The organism is Bacillus sp. FDAARGOS_527 (assembly GCF_003812125.1).
GTDB lineage: Bacteria > Bacillota > Bacilli > Bacillales > Bacillaceae_G > Bacillus_A > Bacillus_A paranthracis.
Map to the genome: position 1 here is coordinate 248,659 of NZ_CP033789.1, position 17,545 is coordinate 266,203.

The window sequence follows — 17,545 nt, forward strand, 5'->3', positions numbered from 1 at the left end:
TAAACAAAATCATTATCCCTAAAAACAAAATATACGGATTAAATAATTATAAAGTAGACTATTTAGAAAAATAATTATATCTTACCCGGCTTAATCCTATTTTAGCAATGCATGCGCAACCTAATATAGGGGTAGCGTCAGGAAAATGCGGATTTACAACGTTAAGGAATTCAATATAAAAAAGCCTAATTTCTCGGTGTTGCAAGAGCTTAGGCCTTTTTAAAAAACTATAAATACCGTTTGAATTAATATTAGGATCCATCTTGGTACTTCAACTTTCCGGAGTTAACTAAATTAACTTTAACTTTTAAATTCTTTATACTGTGTTCATTTAAGTAAAACGAGTCTGTTTTTACTTCTTCTTTCCATTTTCTTGGATTCTGACGGTATAATGATTCACCTAATTTGTAGATATCTGCATTTATTTCTATTCCTTTTTCAAAGGATTTTAGAATTTCTAATTTGATAATATCTTCAGTTTTTGTAATCAACTCTTTATCACTAATTTCCTTGATCTTCTCATTTATTCCAGCTTGAACTTCAACTCGAATATTAAAAAGTATGGGCTTACTACTCATAATAGGGGAAATTGTAATCTTAGGTTTCTCTATCACTACGGAAACAACAGCGCTATCATTCTCAATAATCCACACAGGAGATCGAACGTTTTTTTCATCCATCCATCTTAGACCGTTTAAATCAGTCTCAGAAAGCCATCCTTCTAGGCGATTATTCCTTACAAAGAACGCTCCATCATTTCTTAATAATGGTGCTTTTTTGGATTCTTCTTTCCAATTTTCTGTTGAAATTTTAAGTGATGGGATATAAGCAGTTTGCCCCATCGGATCACTATCTCTAATAAATTGATAAAATTGTTTAGGTTGTATGTAAGACCGTTGTTTATACCTTTCCTTTGGTTCATGGAGAATGGTAGACAACCCCGATAATGTAAAAAAGGCTTTTGTTTTAAGTATATCATCAATGGGTTCCTTTGTAGCGTATAAGAGAATATTATAGCGTATTTCTCGGTACCGATTAATAAAATCAATAGAGTCTTTAATATCTTGTCTGAGCAGTCTTTCGCTTAATATTATTGTAGATACATGTCCCCAAAAAAGTCTTTGTTGAGCATCCTTATATAATTGATTTAATGCTTCCGTAATGGTAAAACCTTCACCTCTTCCTATCCACACTGGTGGTTGTTTATCAGGTCTAGCCCCCTCTAACTTAGCAACGTTAGAAAAGTCAAGTAACTGAGCATAAGCTATATATTTTCCTTCTTTAAAATCTATACCAAGAGCTGCAACATAATAAATATCTTGAACTTCTTTAATATTCCAACATCCAGATAACATTGCACTAGTGATAAGCATCATAATTATTAGTTTTATTTTGTGCAGCTTCACTGTTTTCCTTCTCCTTCGTCCGTTTTAGAACTATCATTGGTTCGGAGATAATCAACTCTATGTCTATAACTTCTCCACGGTAAACGAAACAATCCCTTGAAAAAATCTGAACTAGATTTTGGGAAAACTAAAGCTAAGTAAGGGATTCCAAAGGAACGTAATCTTGAGATATAAAGAACGATTACGAATCCGGCAAGCATAAATCCATATAACCCCATCAAAATTGAACATAATAGTACAAACCCTCTGAGTATGGATACTGCTCCTGCTAATATTTGGTTTACTAAGGTATATCCCGCAATAGCAGATAAAGCAGTAATAACAATGACAGAAGGGGAGATAAAACCCGAACGGATTGCAGCATCCCCAATGATTAGTCCGCCTACCACTGAAAGGGTTTGACCAAGGGGGGAGGGTAATCTTTGACCGGCTTCACGGAACATCTCAAAAAGGAACAAAACAATTATAAGCTCAAGTGGTGCTGGAAATGGTAGACCTGATCTTGCAACAGTCACAGTCGCAAGAAGAGGGAAAGGAATTTGATCTTGGTGATAAGCAAGTAATGCCATCCAAAATCCGGGTAGGAAGACAGCTAAAAGAAATCCTATCCACCGATAAAAGCGTGCAAATGATACAGTTAGAAAATTAAAGTGGGAATCTTCTGCAGCTTTTATTAGGGGTACCGCCACACATCCATCAACTTAAGGATTTAGACTATTCTTAAACTTAAAAGCACGTTACTATTCTCTTATGTTAATGAGAAAGGGTGACGTGCTTTTTATGAATATGCATCAAAAACAAGAGCTGTCTTTATTTGCCGAAGAGTTATATCGATATATGTCTCCCGCTACACTTAATCAATTAGCTATAGAAGCAGGTGGAATGAAACGAAAACGTAAGTGCCATGGGCACCATTTTTTATCTTTGTGTGTATGGTTAAATCAACAAATCGCTACAACCTCTCTTACTCAACTTTGTAGTCAATTAGAAACTTCAACAGGAATTTTATTAAGTCCTGAGGGACTGAATCGACGATTTAACTCGGCTTCTGTAGCCTTCTTTCGAAATGTATTTACTACACTTCTACAAGCTAAAATTGGAGGATCATCTACAATTTCTCATTCTCTTTCTGCTTACTTTAAGCGGATTCGCATCCTTGATTCTACAACCTTTCAAGTTCCAGATCGATTCGCAGCTACTTATCCTGGTGCCGGAGGCTGTAGTCATACAGCTGGTGTGAAAATTCAATTAGAGTATGACTTGTTGAGCGGAGAGTTTTCTGATGTGAAAATTGAACCAGGAAAACGAAGTGATCAGGCATATGGGGCGACTCGAATGGACATGACACAAAAGAATGAACTATATATTCGTGACTTAGGGTATTTTCGTTTACAAGACTTTAAATCGATCCAAGATAAGGAAGGGTATTATTTATCGCGTCTTAAATTACCAACTAAAATATATAGAAAAGAATTCGAAACAGTGGTATTTAAAACAAAACCTGCTCAATTGAGACCGGTATATATACAAATTCATTTGGAAGACATCATGAACCAATTACAACCTGGCCAAGTGTATGAATTACATGATGTATATGTAGGGAGCAAAGACAAACTACCCACTCGCATTGTGGTTTATAGATGTACAGAGGAGCAAAAACAGAAACGTCTACATGATCGAGCTATTCGTGAAAAGAAAAAAGGGATTACATATACAGAGCGTACGAAACTTTTACAAGGAATTACGGTATATATGACAAACATTCCTACGGAATGGGTACCGAAAGAGAAAATCTATGATTTATATTCACTGCGTTGGCAAATTGAGCTGTTATTTAAAATATGGAAATCTTGGTTTCGAATTCATCGTTGTAAATCTATTAAACAAGAGCGATTAGAATGCCACCTTTATGGACAACTCATTAGTATCCTATTATGTTCTTCTACTATGTTTAAAATGAGAGAACTCCTGTTACGTAAGAAACAGAAAGAACTAAGTGAATATAAAGCGATGTACATAATTAAAGATTATTTCTTACTTTTTCATCAAGCACTACATAAAAACACCCAAGAATTATCAAAGATTCTCCTTCGTCTGTTTAACCTCCTACAGCGAAACGGACGAAAATCTCACAGATATGAGAAAAAAACAGTCTTTGATATTTTAGGTGTTGTGTATGAGTATACCACTTCTGCCCATCAGGTAGCATAGCGAAAAATTTGAAACCCGTCAGGGTTTATTTGATGTGCCTACTTTTATAACATCTATAAAAGATAATAAAAAACTACGTGGAAAGACCGCATTTTATATAAAAATATACGTTAAGTTGATGGATGTGTGGTAGGACCCCACATCCATCAACTTAAGGATTTAGACTATTCTTAAACTTAAAAGCACGTTACTATTCTCTTATGTTAATGAGAAAGGGTGACGTGCTTTTTATGAATATGCATCAAAAACAAGAGCTGTCTTTATTTGCCGAAGAGTTATATCGATATATGTCTCCCGCTACACTTAATCAATTAGCTATAGAAGCAGGTGGAATGAAACGAAAACGTAAGTGCCATGGGCACCATTTTTTATCTTTGTGTGTATGGTTAAATCAACAAATCGCTACAACCTCTCTTACTCAACTTTGTAGTCAATTAGAAACTTCAACAGGAATTTTATTAAGTCCTGAGGGACTGAATCGACGATTTAACTCGGCTTCTGTAGCCTTCTTTCGAAATGTATTTACTACACTTCTACAAGCTAAAATTGGAGGATCATCTACAATTTCTCATTCTCTTTCTGCTTACTTTAAGCGGATTCGCATCCTTGATTCTACAACCTTTCAAGTTCCAGATCGATTCGCAGCTACTTATCCTGGTGCCGGAGGCTGTAGTCATACAGCTGGTGTGAAAATTCAATTAGAGTATGACTTGTTGAGCGGAGAGTTTTCTGATGTGAAAATTGAACCAGGAAAACGAAGTGATCAGGCATATGGGGCGACTCGAATGGACATGACACAAAAGAATGAACTATATATTCGTGACTTAGGGTATTTTCGTTTACAAGACTTTAAATCGATCCAAGATAAGGAAGGGTATTATTTATCGCGTCTTAAATTACCAACTAAAATATATAGAAAAGAATTCGAAACAGTGGTATTTAAAACAAAACCTGCTCAATTGAGACCGGTATATATACAAATTCATTTGGAAGACATCATGAACCAATTACAACCTGGCCAAGTGTATGAATTACATGATGTATATGTAGGGAGCAAAGACAAACTACCCACTCGCATTGTGGTTTATAGATGTACAGAGGAGCAAAAACAGAAACGTCTACATGATCGAGCTATTCGTGAAAAGAAAAAAGGGATTACATATACAGAGCGTACGAAACTTTTACAAGGAATTACGGTATATATGACAAACATTCCTACGGAATGGGTACCGAAAGAGAAAATCTATGATTTATATTCACTGCGTTGGCAAATTGAGCTGTTATTTAAAATATGGAAATCTTGGTTTCGAATTCATCGTTGTAAATCTATTAAACAAGAGCGATTAGAATGCCACCTTTATGGACAACTCATTAGTATCCTATTATGTTCTTCTACTATGTTTAAAATGAGAGAACTCCTGTTACGTAAGAAACAGAAAGAACTAAGTGAATATAAAGCGATGTACATAATTAAAGATTATTTCTTACTTTTTCATCAAGCACTACATAAAAACACCCAAGAATTATCAAAGATTCTCCTTCGTCTGTTTAACCTCCTACAGCGAAACGGACGAAAATCTCACAGATATGAGAAAAAAACAGTCTTTGATATTTTAGGTGTTGTGTATGAGTATACCACTTCTGCCCATCAGGTAGCATAGCGAAAAATTTGAAACCCGTCAGGGTTTATTTGATGTGCCTACTTTTATAACATCTATAAAAGATAATAAAAAACTACGTGGAAAGACCGCATTTTATATAAAAATATACGTTAAGTTGATGGATGTGGGGTACCGCCACATGCCCATCAACTTAAGAACGAAAACAAAATGAACTTTCGTTCAAACAAACTAAAAAACACGTAATGTACTTTTGGTATTGAAAAGTACACACACCAAATAAACTCTAACGAGTTTCATTTTAAAAATTATGCAGCTTTCTTTTGTTTTCCAAACCCATTATACTCATAGACAACACCCATAATATCAAAGATAGTTTTCTTCTCATATCGATGAGATTTCCGTCCATTCTTCTGTAGGAGGTCGAACAAACGGATTAAAATCTTTGTTAGATTTTGGGTGTTTCTCTGTATCGCTTGATATAACAGCGATACATGATCTTGAATCATCCCAATGGCTTTATATTCACTTAATTCTCTTTTGTTCTTTTGCAAAAGAAGTTTACGCATCTTAAACATCGTAGAAGAACAGATAAAGATGGCAATAAGTCTTCCATACACATGACATTCTAATCGCTCTTTTTTGATAGTTTGCCAATGATGAATTTGAAATAAGGATTTCCACGTTTTAAAAATAATTTCTATTTGCCAGCGAAGGGAGTAAAAGTCATGTATTTGTTCCATCGGAACAACTCCTTCAGGCGTATTTGAGACATATATGTTGATACCCGTTAATCGTTTACTCTTTTCTGAAAATGTAATACCCTTTTTACTTTCAGTGTAACTTTGTTTTTTTCTACGTTCCTGTATCTGTTTGTCTGTTAAACGATAGATAATTACACGTGTGAATAGTTTTTGATTCTTTCCAATGTAAGCTTCTTTTATTTCGTATGTTTGACCGGGTTTTAAATTGTTCATAATATGTTCTAAATCAACTTGGATATACTGTGATTGCTTTTTTACGGTTCCGTTTCGAAAGTATTCTGGAAACGGATTTTTTACATACACGGTATGGTTTAATTTTAATCTGGATATATAATAAGCACCTCGTTGATCCATTTGATCTAAGTCTTCTAATGAAAAATAACCTAAATCACGGATACATAAATCGCTTGGACGTAATGTGTCTAAGCATTCTGTTCCAAAGGTCTTATCATTATTTTTTCCTGGACCTATCTGAAAGTTTAGAAACTGTCCGCTATGTAAGTCATATTCTAATTGAATCTTGATACCCGCTGTTTGTGCACAACCACCTGATCCAGGATATACATGGGCTAAATGTTTTGGTACTTGGAAAATCGTCGCATCTAAAATACGAATTCGTTGAAAATACGTGAGCGCCGCGCTTGAAATGGCCGATGTTTCACAGATTTTACTTTTCCATAATGCCGAAAAAATATATTTCAAAAATTCAACCGCTTTTTTATCAAAGCGTTTATTGAGTCCTTCTGGACTCATAAGAGTGCCTGTAGCCGCATGTAATTGACTGCATAGTCGAACAAGCGAGTCACTCGCTGTACGTTGACTTACCCAAATACATATGGTAGCTAATTCATTTCCAGAAAACTTTCGTTTTCTTTTTACAAAACCTAATTCTTTTGCGAGTTCTTCCAAAAGAGAAGGGGTTAAATGACGATACAGTTCTTCAGAAAATAGTTGTAATTCATCTTGAATCGAAAGATTCATAAAAAATGTCACCCTTTCTAGCTAGCTTTTTAGAAAGAATAACGTTTTTTGTCACTTGGGGGTAGTGAAAATTCTTAAGTTGATGGGCATGGGGTACCGCCAGCATTTCGGAAAAAAACCACGCTAAGAGAATATATATAAGAAAAGAGCCAGAATTTACCCCGCTAAGAGTAAATCGGCTCTTTAATATATAAAGGATGCACAGAAAAACCTAGAGGGGTTCAGCCGAGATACTTGTAGAAATGGGTCATAATCATACATTATTTTACAAATACATCTTATCTTGAAGGTATATGGATTATATAAAGTTAAAAATATAGTGTTAAACCCAAAAAAACACCATAACAGTGTTCACGGTGTTTTCCATATTAAAAATAAGACTATTATTTAAGTACTCTGAAACTGATTCATATTGTAGAAATATCCATTTTAAGATAATGATACGCTTCAAAATCTTCATTAAATATATCTGTAACTAATTTTATAGCCTCCGTATCATAAAAGCTCTGATATGTCGGCAGCCGAGGGAAAGATGGATCTGTAATGTCAGCTTCAGCGTAGTTTCCCTTATGAATCATCTTAGGCGCCTGATGATGCCATGATCTCGTTAATGTGTCTAGTGGGATAGTCTGTAAGTTATATTTGTTTTCTATTTTTGAGATTTCATTAGAGAAATTCTCTAAATATATATAATTGGTTACAAACTCTTCTTCTCCTTGAATATATTGTTGTGAATAGTGTGGATTAAGATAGTCAGAATCTGCCCCATTCGCGTGAAGATAATGTAAAAAATGTTTAAATGATTTTTTCTTTTTGCATGTACTGTCGTTATAAATAAACTTTCTAATAGGTTCCCACTCTGGATTTTCTATACCTGGTGGAGCAATAAGGGGTCACCATACCCAAAAAAGAAAATTGTACATTTAGACAAAATTTAGACACATTTAAACTGATTCCTGTACGTTAAGGAACCGATTACTTAGTTTACTACTTTTTTTAAAGAATCAAATAGTGAAAATTTCGTGGAAATTTGCTTAACGTAAGTTTTATATCAACTATTACGTTGGAGTACAGCCAAGGTACGTGTATTATCTACTATGAAAATCAGGAATATTTAAAGTATTCTAAGAAGAAGAATTGAGTGATAAGCTACGTTAACTACTTGATATCTTAACTAAGTAAATTATGTATTTAATGTATTCAAGGTAGTGCAATGAGAAGGTATCGAATAACCTTGCTTGGATAAACCGTGTCTCTTAAGAGCTCCTTAAGGCGCGTCCGTTACCTTGAGGGCAACGAACGGTTGTAGACTTCGATGTTGCAAGGATCGTTGTCAAACAAATTGTTTACATGTATTCAATGTAAAACTCTTATTAAATTAAGGTTTTTACTCCTAAGTATAGATAACATGTATATCTCGTCTGTATCCCTTTTTGACTTGCTCTTGATTGACCAAATAAGTCAAAATACCTTTCTAAATTTCCCTCTGATATTCCCCTATTTTATCTTATTCAAACTTGCATTCCAATAACCCATTTCTCATACGCCTGTTTCTAAAATAATAATTTAAATTGGGACCTCTGAGAGATCCCAATTAATTAAAAAGTAATGTCTCCTCTTGTTACATCATTTACAATTTTTATACTAATCCCTCTAACATCTCGAAGACTTCTAAATTATTTTTTTGGTAGTTCAGGGAATAAATAATGTAATATACAGATGGTCAAACGTCTGGATTTGCCTTTATACGGATATATATGCATATACATCGATGGATTAAAGTTTGCCTCAATAATTCCATAAGCATTTTTATTAGCTGCAGGAACTTCTGTATTTTCAATAATCAAATCAATACCACTAATATTTGCTCCAAGTGCCGACACAGCATCTACGGCAATTTTCTTATAATCATCGGGAATTTGATCTGTCATATCAATTGAGTCTCCACCTGTACTGACATTAGAATTTTCTCGCAGAAAAACAATTTCATCACTTGTTGGAATAGAATCTTTTCGATACCCTTGAGCTTTAAGCATTAGGACCTCTAATTCACCTAATTGTATATTTTCTAAAGGTGTTCTATGGTCCATTCCTCTTAATGAATTCAGGTTCTTTTGAGCGACTAACTCTTCAATCGTATGTGAACCGTCTCCTATAACATTGGCTGGAATTCGTAATAAAACGGCAGAAACTTTGCCATCTAGCACAAAAAATCGATATTCTGTTCCATTAATAAATTCTTCTATTAATACTGATGAGTCCTCTTTAAATGCTATTGTGAGTGCTTTTTGATAGTCTTCGTAACTTGCTCCGTTTTCTTTAAAGATAGATATTCCTAAACCATAATTTGTTGTTTTTGGTTTAACGACAAAAGGCTTTCCTGCAAATATATCATAGGAACGTAAGGCTTTTTCTATATCACTAAATTCCTCACCTATTGGTACACGAAATCCATGCTGTTGAAGAATTTTCTTTGTTACTGTTTTATTTTCCATAATTAATGGTGATATATAACTATCTTTACTTGTCATATTCCCATTTTTCACATATTCAACATGATTTCCTAACTGTAGTTTTAAAAATTGATCTTGTCGATCTAAAACGTCTACTTGTAATCCTTGTTGAATAGCATCAAACATTAAAATTTGTGTAGACAACTCCATGTCAGTAAATCCTGATAGTTGATATGGTTTATCCCATGCTTTTTTATAATTTTCTTTAGCAATACGGGAAGCTACCTGACTTTGACTACTTTTTATAATCTCTTTATAAAGTCTTCCAGCTAAAGTCTTACTTGGATCTGTTAGCATTTCTCTCAAGTTAACAAATAAGGTATTCGAAACAGTTATGTCTAACAGCCCTGTTAAATGTTCCATCTCATCAATAATACGCTCAGCATCTGTTTTAAATTGCGTATGTTCTAACGGATGTTCAAGAGCCACTAAATTATTTTGAAAATCACCGATTTTTACCCATTCATCATTATTATCGTCTTGATCAATCCAGAGTAAATAGATGAGGAAAAGATGTAGAAATTCTGCTTGTTCATGGCTAATTCCATATGTTTCAAAAGGATTTAAATCTAGGTTTCTTAATTCAATATAACGAATCCCATGATTTTTTAAATCTGAAACTTGAGGACCGCCCCTTAAACGGACAGATGCATAAAATTCTTTTTCTTCTAATAAAACCCCTTTACTTACCAGCGAAGAAAGATCAGATATATAGTTCTGTAAACTACTATAGGATACTTGAACATCATTTTCATTACTATAACCATATTTACTATTTCTAATGCTTCTTACGGCGTCATTTAAAGGATTTATTTCAAAGAAATTCTTTTCACTACTAGGAGAAGCACCGAAGAAATAAGTTATTAACCATCGATAGTGTAAATAATTCCTTGTGACTTTCAGATAAATTTCTGTTTTAAATTGATGATAATCTTTTATTTCTGATTGTAATTCAAATAATGCCTGAATCAAATTATCGCTAAATTCAAAATTGTAATGAATACCACTAATCATTTGTTTTCGTCGACCATAAGAATTAGATAAATATCGACGATATAAAACATTTTCATGATTATTAAGTTTCGCAATAACAATATCTTCTTCTTTTTCGGGCAACTGTGGTGGCATGCTTAATGGCCAAAGCATTTCGTTATTTCCCATAGAACGATAGGCAACATCATGGATAGCTGCTAAATAATTAAATAAATCTCCTAGTGTCTCAGTAACTGGTGTGATTAATTCCATTTGTGTTTCAGAGAAATCTCGCTGAATATAAGGATGTTCATCTCTTACTGAAATACTTTTGGGATGTTCCGTTTTAGCTAAACTTCCTGATAGGTCAACTCGTTGACTTTCTTTTTCAACTCCAAAACGTGCTTTTAATAAATATGGTTTAATACGGTCATTGTTTAACATTTTTTTCATTTCCATACAAACTGTACCTCCCATCAACTCAAATATTTGATATAGAAATAGCTAAAATTATAACCATTATTTTTTTGAATTTAGCATTTGGATATTAATGGCCAAAGCATTTTATTCTTATCCACGGAAAGAGAAGGGATTTCACGAATAGCTGCTAAGTAATTAATCATGTCTTCTAATGTTTTAGTATTAGGCTGAATATATGATCTTGTATCTCTTATCGAAAACGGTTTAGACGTTTCAGTTGAACTTTCAAATAAGTCAACTTGTCGATTTTCCTTTTCAATCTCATAACGAGATTTTAATAAGGATGGTTTAACACGGTAATTAAATAACATTTTTTTAATCCACATGAACTCTTCCTCCCAATTTATTTGTTTTTACAAACTATATAATATGACAAAATATAACAATCAAAAGCACCCACATCTCTACATGCGGATACTTTTGTTACTATATTTTGCTGTAAACTTAAATACTTCATATGCCATTGGAAGTGGGTATTGTTGTAAATAAGAATCATCTTAAATACTTCATATGGAAAGAGAAATGCTCATTTAAGAAAGTGGAAATAAAGAAGTAGCTATGATCATAGCCCTCCATTTTTTTATAAGTTACCATTTGACTATTTTTTTGAGCGTTCTCTAAGAAAATATGTTCTTCCAATTGTTTCGGATAAAACTCGTCTTGACTACCTTGCATAATAAGAATTGGTGGAATAGTAGCTTCTTTAATTAATTCTGAAGCATCCCATTCTTTCCAAGAATCTTTGTCTTCACCTAAATAAGAGGTGAAAGCATTTATTCCCCATGGTACTTGACTAGGAGTTAAGATTGGAGAAAAAGCAGAAACCGCTTTGAATCTCTTAGCATTTTTCAAACCGATCACTAAAGCCCCATGTCCTCCCATTGAATGCCCCATTATGCTTTCTTCACCTGAAAAATTAGGTACTATAGTCGAAGCAATGGATGTTAATTCATCTACGATATACGAATACATTTTATAATGCTGTGCCCAAGGATCCTGGGTAGCATTTAAATAAAAACCTGCCCCTTGTCCAAGATCCCATGCTGCAACATCAGAAACGTATTCTCCACGTGGTGAAGTATCTGGCATAATCACTGCAACTTGATGTTTTTCAGCCAAACGTTGAAATCCACTTTTTTGACTAAAATTATCATCTGTACAAGTTAAACCAGATAACCACCATATAAGTGGAATTTTTTTCTTTTCTTTATTTGATGGTAAGTAGATACTAAATTTCATATCACATTGCAAGACTTCGGAATAATGGCTATACTTACGTTGCTCTCCTTCGAAAGAACGATGTTGTTCAATACATTTAAGACTCATTATCTCACTCTCCGTAAGTTAAAATCGTACGAATGGATTCACCTTTGTGTAATAAGTCAAATGCCGCATTGATGTCTTTAAATTCTAAATGATGAGTAATAAATGAATCTAAATCAATATCACCATGCATATAATCTTCGACCATTTCTGGAAGTTCAGATCTTCCTTTAACTCCACCAAAGGCTGATCCACGCCATACTCGGCCCGTTACTAATTGGAATGGACGAGTATGGATTTCTTTACCAGCACCAGCTACTCCGATAATAATACTTTCGCCCCAACCTTTATGACATGCTTCAAGAGCGGATTTCATTACTTCAACATTACCAATACATTCGAAGCTATAATCCACGCCACCATCTGTCATTTCGACTATAACTTCTTGAATTGGGCGATCATAATCTGCAGGATTCACAAAATCAGTCGCTCCCATTTTTTTAGCGAGTTCCCATTTTTGGGGATTCAGGTCAACTGCAATAATTCGGCTTGCTTTTGCTTGAACCAATCCTTGAATAGCTGCTAATCCAATCGCTCCTAAACCAAATACAGCTGTTACAGCTCCTTCTTCAACTTTTGCAGTGTTGTGTACAGCACCAATACCTGTAGTCACACCACATCCTAATAAAGCAACTTTATCTAACGGAGCGTTTTCATCGATTTTCGCTAAGTTAATCTCATTAACAACTGTATATTCACTGAATGTACTAGTTCCCATGTAATGATAAAGGGGCTCTCCATTATAAGAGAAGCGAGTTGTTCCATCAGGCATTAAACCTTTACCTTGTGTTTCTCGTACAGCACTACATAGGTTTGTTTTACCAGAACGACAGAATTTACATTCTCCACATTCAGGTGTATATAGTGGAATAACATGATCCCCAGGTTTTACTGAAGTAACTTCATCACCTACTGAAACGACAACACCAGCACCTTCATGGCCTAATACAGCAGGAAATACTCCTTCTGGGTCGTCACCTGATAATGTAAAAGCATCTGTATGACAGACAGAAGTATATAGTATTTTTACTAATACCTCTTTTGCTTTTGGCTCTTCTACATCGATTTCTACGATTTGAAGTGGCTCCCCTGGCTTAAATGCAACAGCAGCTCTACTTTTCAATTGAATCCCTACTTTCTTTTTTTATTGTTTACACCACTAAGATTACACTTTATAATTTTAATTACAATACTGACAAATTTGTCACTATAAACATTTTTTTCGCGAGAGGAAGGTCAAAAATTATGGTTATTCATTATAAGGACAAGGAATTTTTCACTGGAAAAGATTTAGCTTTATCTGTGATAGGAGGGCGTTGGAAAATAGCAATTATATGGTGTTTGTTACAACGTTCGCCATTAAGATTAAGTGAAATACAAAAAAAGCTGCCTGAAGTTAATCAACGTATGTTGATTAGACAATTAAGAGAATTAGAAGACGATAAAATAATTACTCGATGTGTATACCCCGTAGTGCCTCCTAAGGTTGAGTATGAACTTAGTGAAATTGGTCATCAACTAGAGAATGTTGTAACAGCCATCTGTGATTGGGGAGATGACTTTAGTGATTTTGTAGAAAAAGATTCGGACGAACTTAGTTGAAGAAACAAGTAAATATCGATTCATTAAAAATAGTGCGTAATTGTATGACTTAATCCATAAATTTGCATACAAAAAACCGATAACTTTGCATCGAATGCTGTAAAGTCATACGTAACGACTAGTTAAGATAATTAACGAAAATATACGCTAAGTAAATTTCGACATAAAATGAGCCGAATTTCCTACTCTAAGGGGTACCGCCACACATCCATCAACTTAAGGATTTAGACTATTCTTAAACTTAAAAGCACGTTACTATTCTCTTATGTTAATGAGAAAGGGTGACGTGCTTTTTATGAATATGCATCAAAAACAAGAGCTGTCTTTATTTGCCGAAGAGTTATATCGATATATGTCTCCCGCTACACTTAATCAATTAGCTATAGAAGCAGGTGGAATGAAACGAAAACGTAAGTGCCATGGGCACCATTTTTTATCTTTGTGTGTATGGTTAAATCAACAAATCGCTACAACCTCTCTTACTCAACTTTGTAGTCAATTAGAAACTTCAACAGGAATTTTATTAAGTCCTGAGGGACTGAATCGACGATTTAACTCGGCTTCTGTAGCCTTCTTTCGAAATGTATTTACTACACTTCTACAAGCTAAAATTGGAGGATCATCTACAATTTCTCATTCTCTTTCTGCTTACTTTAAGCGGATTCGCATCCTTGATTCTACAACCTTTCAAGTTCCAGATCGATTCGCAGCTACTTATCCTGGTGCCGGAGGCTGTAGTCATACAGCTGGTGTGAAAATTCAATTAGAGTATGACTTGTTGAGCGGAGAGTTTTCTGATGTGAAAATTGAACCAGGAAAACGAAGTGATCAGGCATATGGGGCGACTCGAATGGACATGACACAAAAGAATGAACTATATATTCGTGACTTAGGGTATTTTCGTTTACAAGACTTTAAATCGATCCAAGATAAGGAAGGGTATTATTTATCGCGTCTTAAATTACCAACTAAAATATATAGAAAAGAATTCGAAACAGTGGTATTTAAAACAAAACCTGCTCAATTGAGACCGGTATATATACAAATTCATTTGGAAGACATCATGAACCAATTACAACCTGGCCAAGTGTATGAATTACATGATGTATATGTAGGGAGCAAAGACAAACTACCCACTCGCATTGTGGTTTATAGATGTACAGAGGAGCAAAAACAGAAACGTCTACATGATCGAGCTATTCGTGAAAAGAAAAAAGGGATTACATATACAGAGCGTACGAAACTTTTACAAGGAATTACGGTATATATGACAAACATTCCTACGGAATGGGTACCGAAAGAGAAAATCTATGATTTATATTCACTGCGTTGGCAAATTGAGCTGTTATTTAAAATATGGAAATCTTGGTTTCGAATTCATCGTTGTAAATCTATTAAACAAGAGCGATTAGAATGCCACCTTTATGGACAACTCATTAGTATCCTATTATGTTCTTCTACTATGTTTAAAATGAGAGAACTCCTGTTACGTAAGAAACAGAAAGAACTAAGTGAATATAAAGCGATGTACATAATTAAAGATTATTTCTTACTTTTTCATCAAGCACTACATAAAAACACCCAAGAATTATCAAAGATTCTCCTTCGTCTGTTTAACCTCCTACAGCGAAACGGACGAAAATCTCACAGATATGAGAAAAAAACAGTCTTTGATATTTTAGGTGTTGTGTATGAGTATACCACTTCTGCCCATCAGGTAGCATAGCGAAAAATTTGAAACCCGTCAGGGTTTATTTGATGTGCCTACTTTTATAACATCTATAAAAGATAATAAAAAACTACGTGGAAAGACCGCATTTTATATAAAAATATACGTTAAGTTGATGGATGTGGGGTACCGCCACATGCCCATCAACTTAAGAACGAAAACAAAATGAACTTTCGTTCAAACAAACTAAAAAACACGTAATGTACTTTTGGTATTGAAAAGTACACACACCAAATAAACTCTAACGAGTTTCATTTTAAAAATTATGCAGCTTTCTTTTGTTTTCCAAACCCATTATACTCATAGACAACACCCATAATATCAAAGATAGTTTTCTTCTCATATCGATGAGATTTCCGTCCATTCTTCTGTAGGAGGTCGAACAAACGGATTAAAATCTTTGTTAGATTTTGGGTGTTTCTCTGTATCGCTTGATATAACAGCGATACATGATCTTGAATCATCCCAATGGCTTTATATTCACTTAATTCTCTTTTGTTCTTTTGCAAAAGAAGTTTACGCATCTTAAACATCGTAGAAGAACAGATAAAGATGGCAATAAGTCTTCCATACACATGACATTCTAATCGCTCTTTTTTGATAGTTTGCCAATGATGAATTTGAAATAAGGATTTCCACGTTTTAAAAATAATTTCTATTTGCCAGCGAAGGGAGTAAAAGTCATGTATTTGTTCCATCGGAACAACTCCTTCAGGCGTATTTGAGACATATATGTTGATACCCGTTAATCGTTTACTCTTTTCTGAAAATGTAATACCCTTTTTACTTTCAGTGTAACTTTGTTTTTTTCTACGTTCCTGTATCTGTTTGTCTGTTAAACGATAGATAATTACACGTGTGAATAGTTTTTGATTCTTTCCAATGTAAGCTTCTTTTATTTCGTATGTTTGACCGGGTTTTAAATTGTTCATAATATGTTCTAAATCAACTTGGATATACTGTGATTGCTTTTTTACGGTTCCGTTTCGAAAGTATTCTGGAAACGGATTTTTTACATACACGGTATGGTTTAATTTTAATCTGGATATATAATAAGCACCTCGTTGATCCATTTGATCTAAGTCTTCTAATGAAAAATAACCTAAATCACGGATACATAAATCGCTTGGACGTAATGTGTCTAAGCATTCTGTTCCAAAGGTCTTATCATTATTTTTTCCTGGACCTATCTGAAAGTTTAGAAACTGTCCGCTATGTAAGTCATATTCTAATTGAATCTTGATACCCGCTGTTTGTGCACAACCACCTGATCCAGGATATACATGGGCTAAATGTTTTGGTACTTGGAAAATCGTCGCATCTAAAATACGAATTCGTTGAAAATACGTGAGCGCCGCGCTTGAAATGGCCGATGTTTCACAGATTTTACTTTTCCATAATGCCGAAAAAATATATTTCAAAAATTCAACCGCTTTTTTATCAAAGCGTTTATTGAGTCCTTCTGGACTCATAAGAGTGCCTGTAGCCGCATGTAATTGACTGCATAGTCGAACAAGCGAGTCACTCGCTGTACGTTGACTTACCCAAATACATATGGTAGCTAATTCATTTCCAGAAAACTTTCGTTTTCTTTTTACAAAACCTAATTCTTTTGCGAGTTCTTCCAAAAGAGAAGGGGTTAAATGACGATACAGTTCTTCAGAAAATAGTTGTAATTCATCTTGAATCGAAAGATTCATAAAAAATGTCACCCTTTCTAGCTAGCTTTTTAGAAAGAATAACGTTTTTTGTCACTTGGGGGTAGTGAAAATTCTTAAGTTGATGGGCATGGGGTCCCGCCAACCAAATGACATAAAACCCATGTTAATAAATTTTATGGAAAATAAAAATCCGGTTTTCCTGTATTAAAAAATATTTTACAAAGAAAAAGCTGATTTCCTTATCTTAAAGAAAATCAGCTTTTGGCGTAGTTATTAATTTAGAG

The 17,545-nt window shown here is 34.3% G+C and carries 12 protein-coding genes and 1 pseudogene; 4 read left to right on the forward strand and 9 right to left on the reverse strand.

The window, feature by feature from the left end:
- Positions 1-251: 251 nt before the first annotated feature.
- Both EGX95_RS01310 and EGX95_RS01315 read right to left on the reverse strand, forming a co-directional pair.
- Complete coding sequence (locus EGX95_RS01310) at positions 252-1,406, reverse strand: Ger(x)C family spore germination protein (protein ID WP_000766211.1); 1,155 nt, start codon at positions 1,404-1,406, stop codon at positions 252-254.
- Positions 1,403-2,095, reverse strand: a complete 693-nt coding sequence (locus EGX95_RS01315) for a spore germination protein (protein ID WP_000290474.1) — start codon at positions 2,093-2,095, stop codon at positions 1,403-1,405. Before EGX95_RS01315 ends, EGX95_RS01310 begins: the two co-directional genes overlap by 4 nt.
- 91 nt (positions 2,096-2,186) lie before the next feature.
- Here EGX95_RS01315 and EGX95_RS01320 point away from each other — a divergent pair, with 91 nt between their 5' ends.
- Both EGX95_RS01320 and EGX95_RS01325 read left to right on the forward strand, forming a co-directional pair.
- Positions 2,187-3,617 carry an IS4-like element ISBce2 family transposase gene (locus tag EGX95_RS01320; RefSeq protein WP_001055915.1) on the forward strand — a complete coding sequence of 477 codons (1,431 nt, stop codon included), beginning with the start codon at positions 2,187-2,189 and terminating at the stop codon, positions 3,615-3,617.
- A gap of 230 nt (positions 3,618-3,847) precedes the next feature.
- Complete coding sequence (locus tag EGX95_RS01325; protein WP_001055915.1) at positions 3,848-5,278, forward strand: IS4-like element ISBce2 family transposase; 1,431 nt, start codon at positions 3,848-3,850, stop codon at positions 5,276-5,278.
- Between the two features lie 266 nt (positions 5,279-5,544).
- Here EGX95_RS01325 and EGX95_RS01335 read toward each other — a convergent pair whose 3' ends face one another.
- The 6 genes and pseudogenes from EGX95_RS01335 to EGX95_RS01360 all read right to left on the reverse strand — a co-directional run bounded on the left by EGX95_RS01335 (position 5,545) and on the right by EGX95_RS01360 (position 13,392).
- Positions 5,545-6,981, reverse strand: a complete 1,437-nt coding sequence (locus EGX95_RS01335; protein WP_001053964.1) for an IS4 family transposase — start codon at positions 6,979-6,981, stop codon at positions 5,545-5,547.
- 407 nt (positions 6,982-7,388) lie between these two features.
- A pseudogene (locus EGX95_RS30620) lies at positions 7,389-7,871 on the reverse strand (RNA methyltransferase); the annotation flags it as partial.
- Positions 7,872-8,657: 786 nt separating this feature from the next.
- The gene (gene gshAB / locus EGX95_RS01345) at positions 8,658-10,925 is read right to left on the reverse strand and encodes a bifunctional glutamate--cysteine ligase GshA/glutathione synthetase GshB (protein WP_000425291.1); all 2,268 of its coding nucleotides are present in this window, start codon (positions 10,923-10,925) and stop codon (positions 8,658-8,660) included.
- Positions 10,926-10,999: 74 nt separating this feature from the next.
- Positions 11,000-11,272 carry a hypothetical protein gene (locus EGX95_RS01350; protein ID WP_000264853.1) on the reverse strand — a complete coding sequence of 91 codons (273 nt, stop codon included), beginning with the start codon at positions 11,270-11,272 and terminating at the stop codon, positions 11,000-11,002.
- A 166-nt stretch (positions 11,273-11,438) separates the two neighbouring features.
- The gene (fghA, locus tag EGX95_RS01355) at positions 11,439-12,272 is read right to left on the reverse strand and encodes an S-formylglutathione hydrolase (RefSeq protein ID WP_000053341.1); all 834 of its coding nucleotides are present in this window, start codon (positions 12,270-12,272) and stop codon (positions 11,439-11,441) included.
- 4 nt (positions 12,273-12,276) lie between these two features.
- Positions 12,277-13,392: an S-(hydroxymethyl)glutathione dehydrogenase/class III alcohol dehydrogenase gene (locus EGX95_RS01360; RefSeq protein ID WP_000842153.1), complete on the reverse strand. Its 1,116-nt coding sequence runs from the start codon at positions 13,390-13,392 to the stop codon at positions 12,277-12,279.
- Positions 13,393-13,514: 122 nt separating this feature from the next.
- Here EGX95_RS01360 and EGX95_RS01365 point away from each other — a divergent pair, with 122 nt between their 5' ends.
- Both EGX95_RS01365 and EGX95_RS01370 read left to right on the forward strand, forming a co-directional pair.
- Positions 13,515-13,871: a winged helix-turn-helix transcriptional regulator gene (locus tag EGX95_RS01365; RefSeq protein ID WP_000234699.1), complete on the forward strand. Its 357-nt coding sequence runs from the start codon at positions 13,515-13,517 to the stop codon at positions 13,869-13,871.
- A gap of 295 nt (positions 13,872-14,166) precedes the next feature.
- Positions 14,167-15,597: an IS4-like element ISBce2 family transposase gene (locus EGX95_RS01370; protein ID WP_001055915.1), complete on the forward strand. Its 1,431-nt coding sequence runs from the start codon at positions 14,167-14,169 to the stop codon at positions 15,595-15,597.
- 266 nt (positions 15,598-15,863) lie between these two features.
- On the opposite strand, the gene EGX95_RS01380 is transcribed toward EGX95_RS01370, so the two are convergent.
- Positions 15,864-17,300, reverse strand: coding sequence for an IS4 family transposase (locus tag EGX95_RS01380; protein ID WP_001053964.1), 1,437 nt, complete (start codon positions 17,298-17,300; stop codon positions 15,864-15,866).
- Between the last annotated feature and the right edge of the window lie 245 nt (positions 17,301-17,545).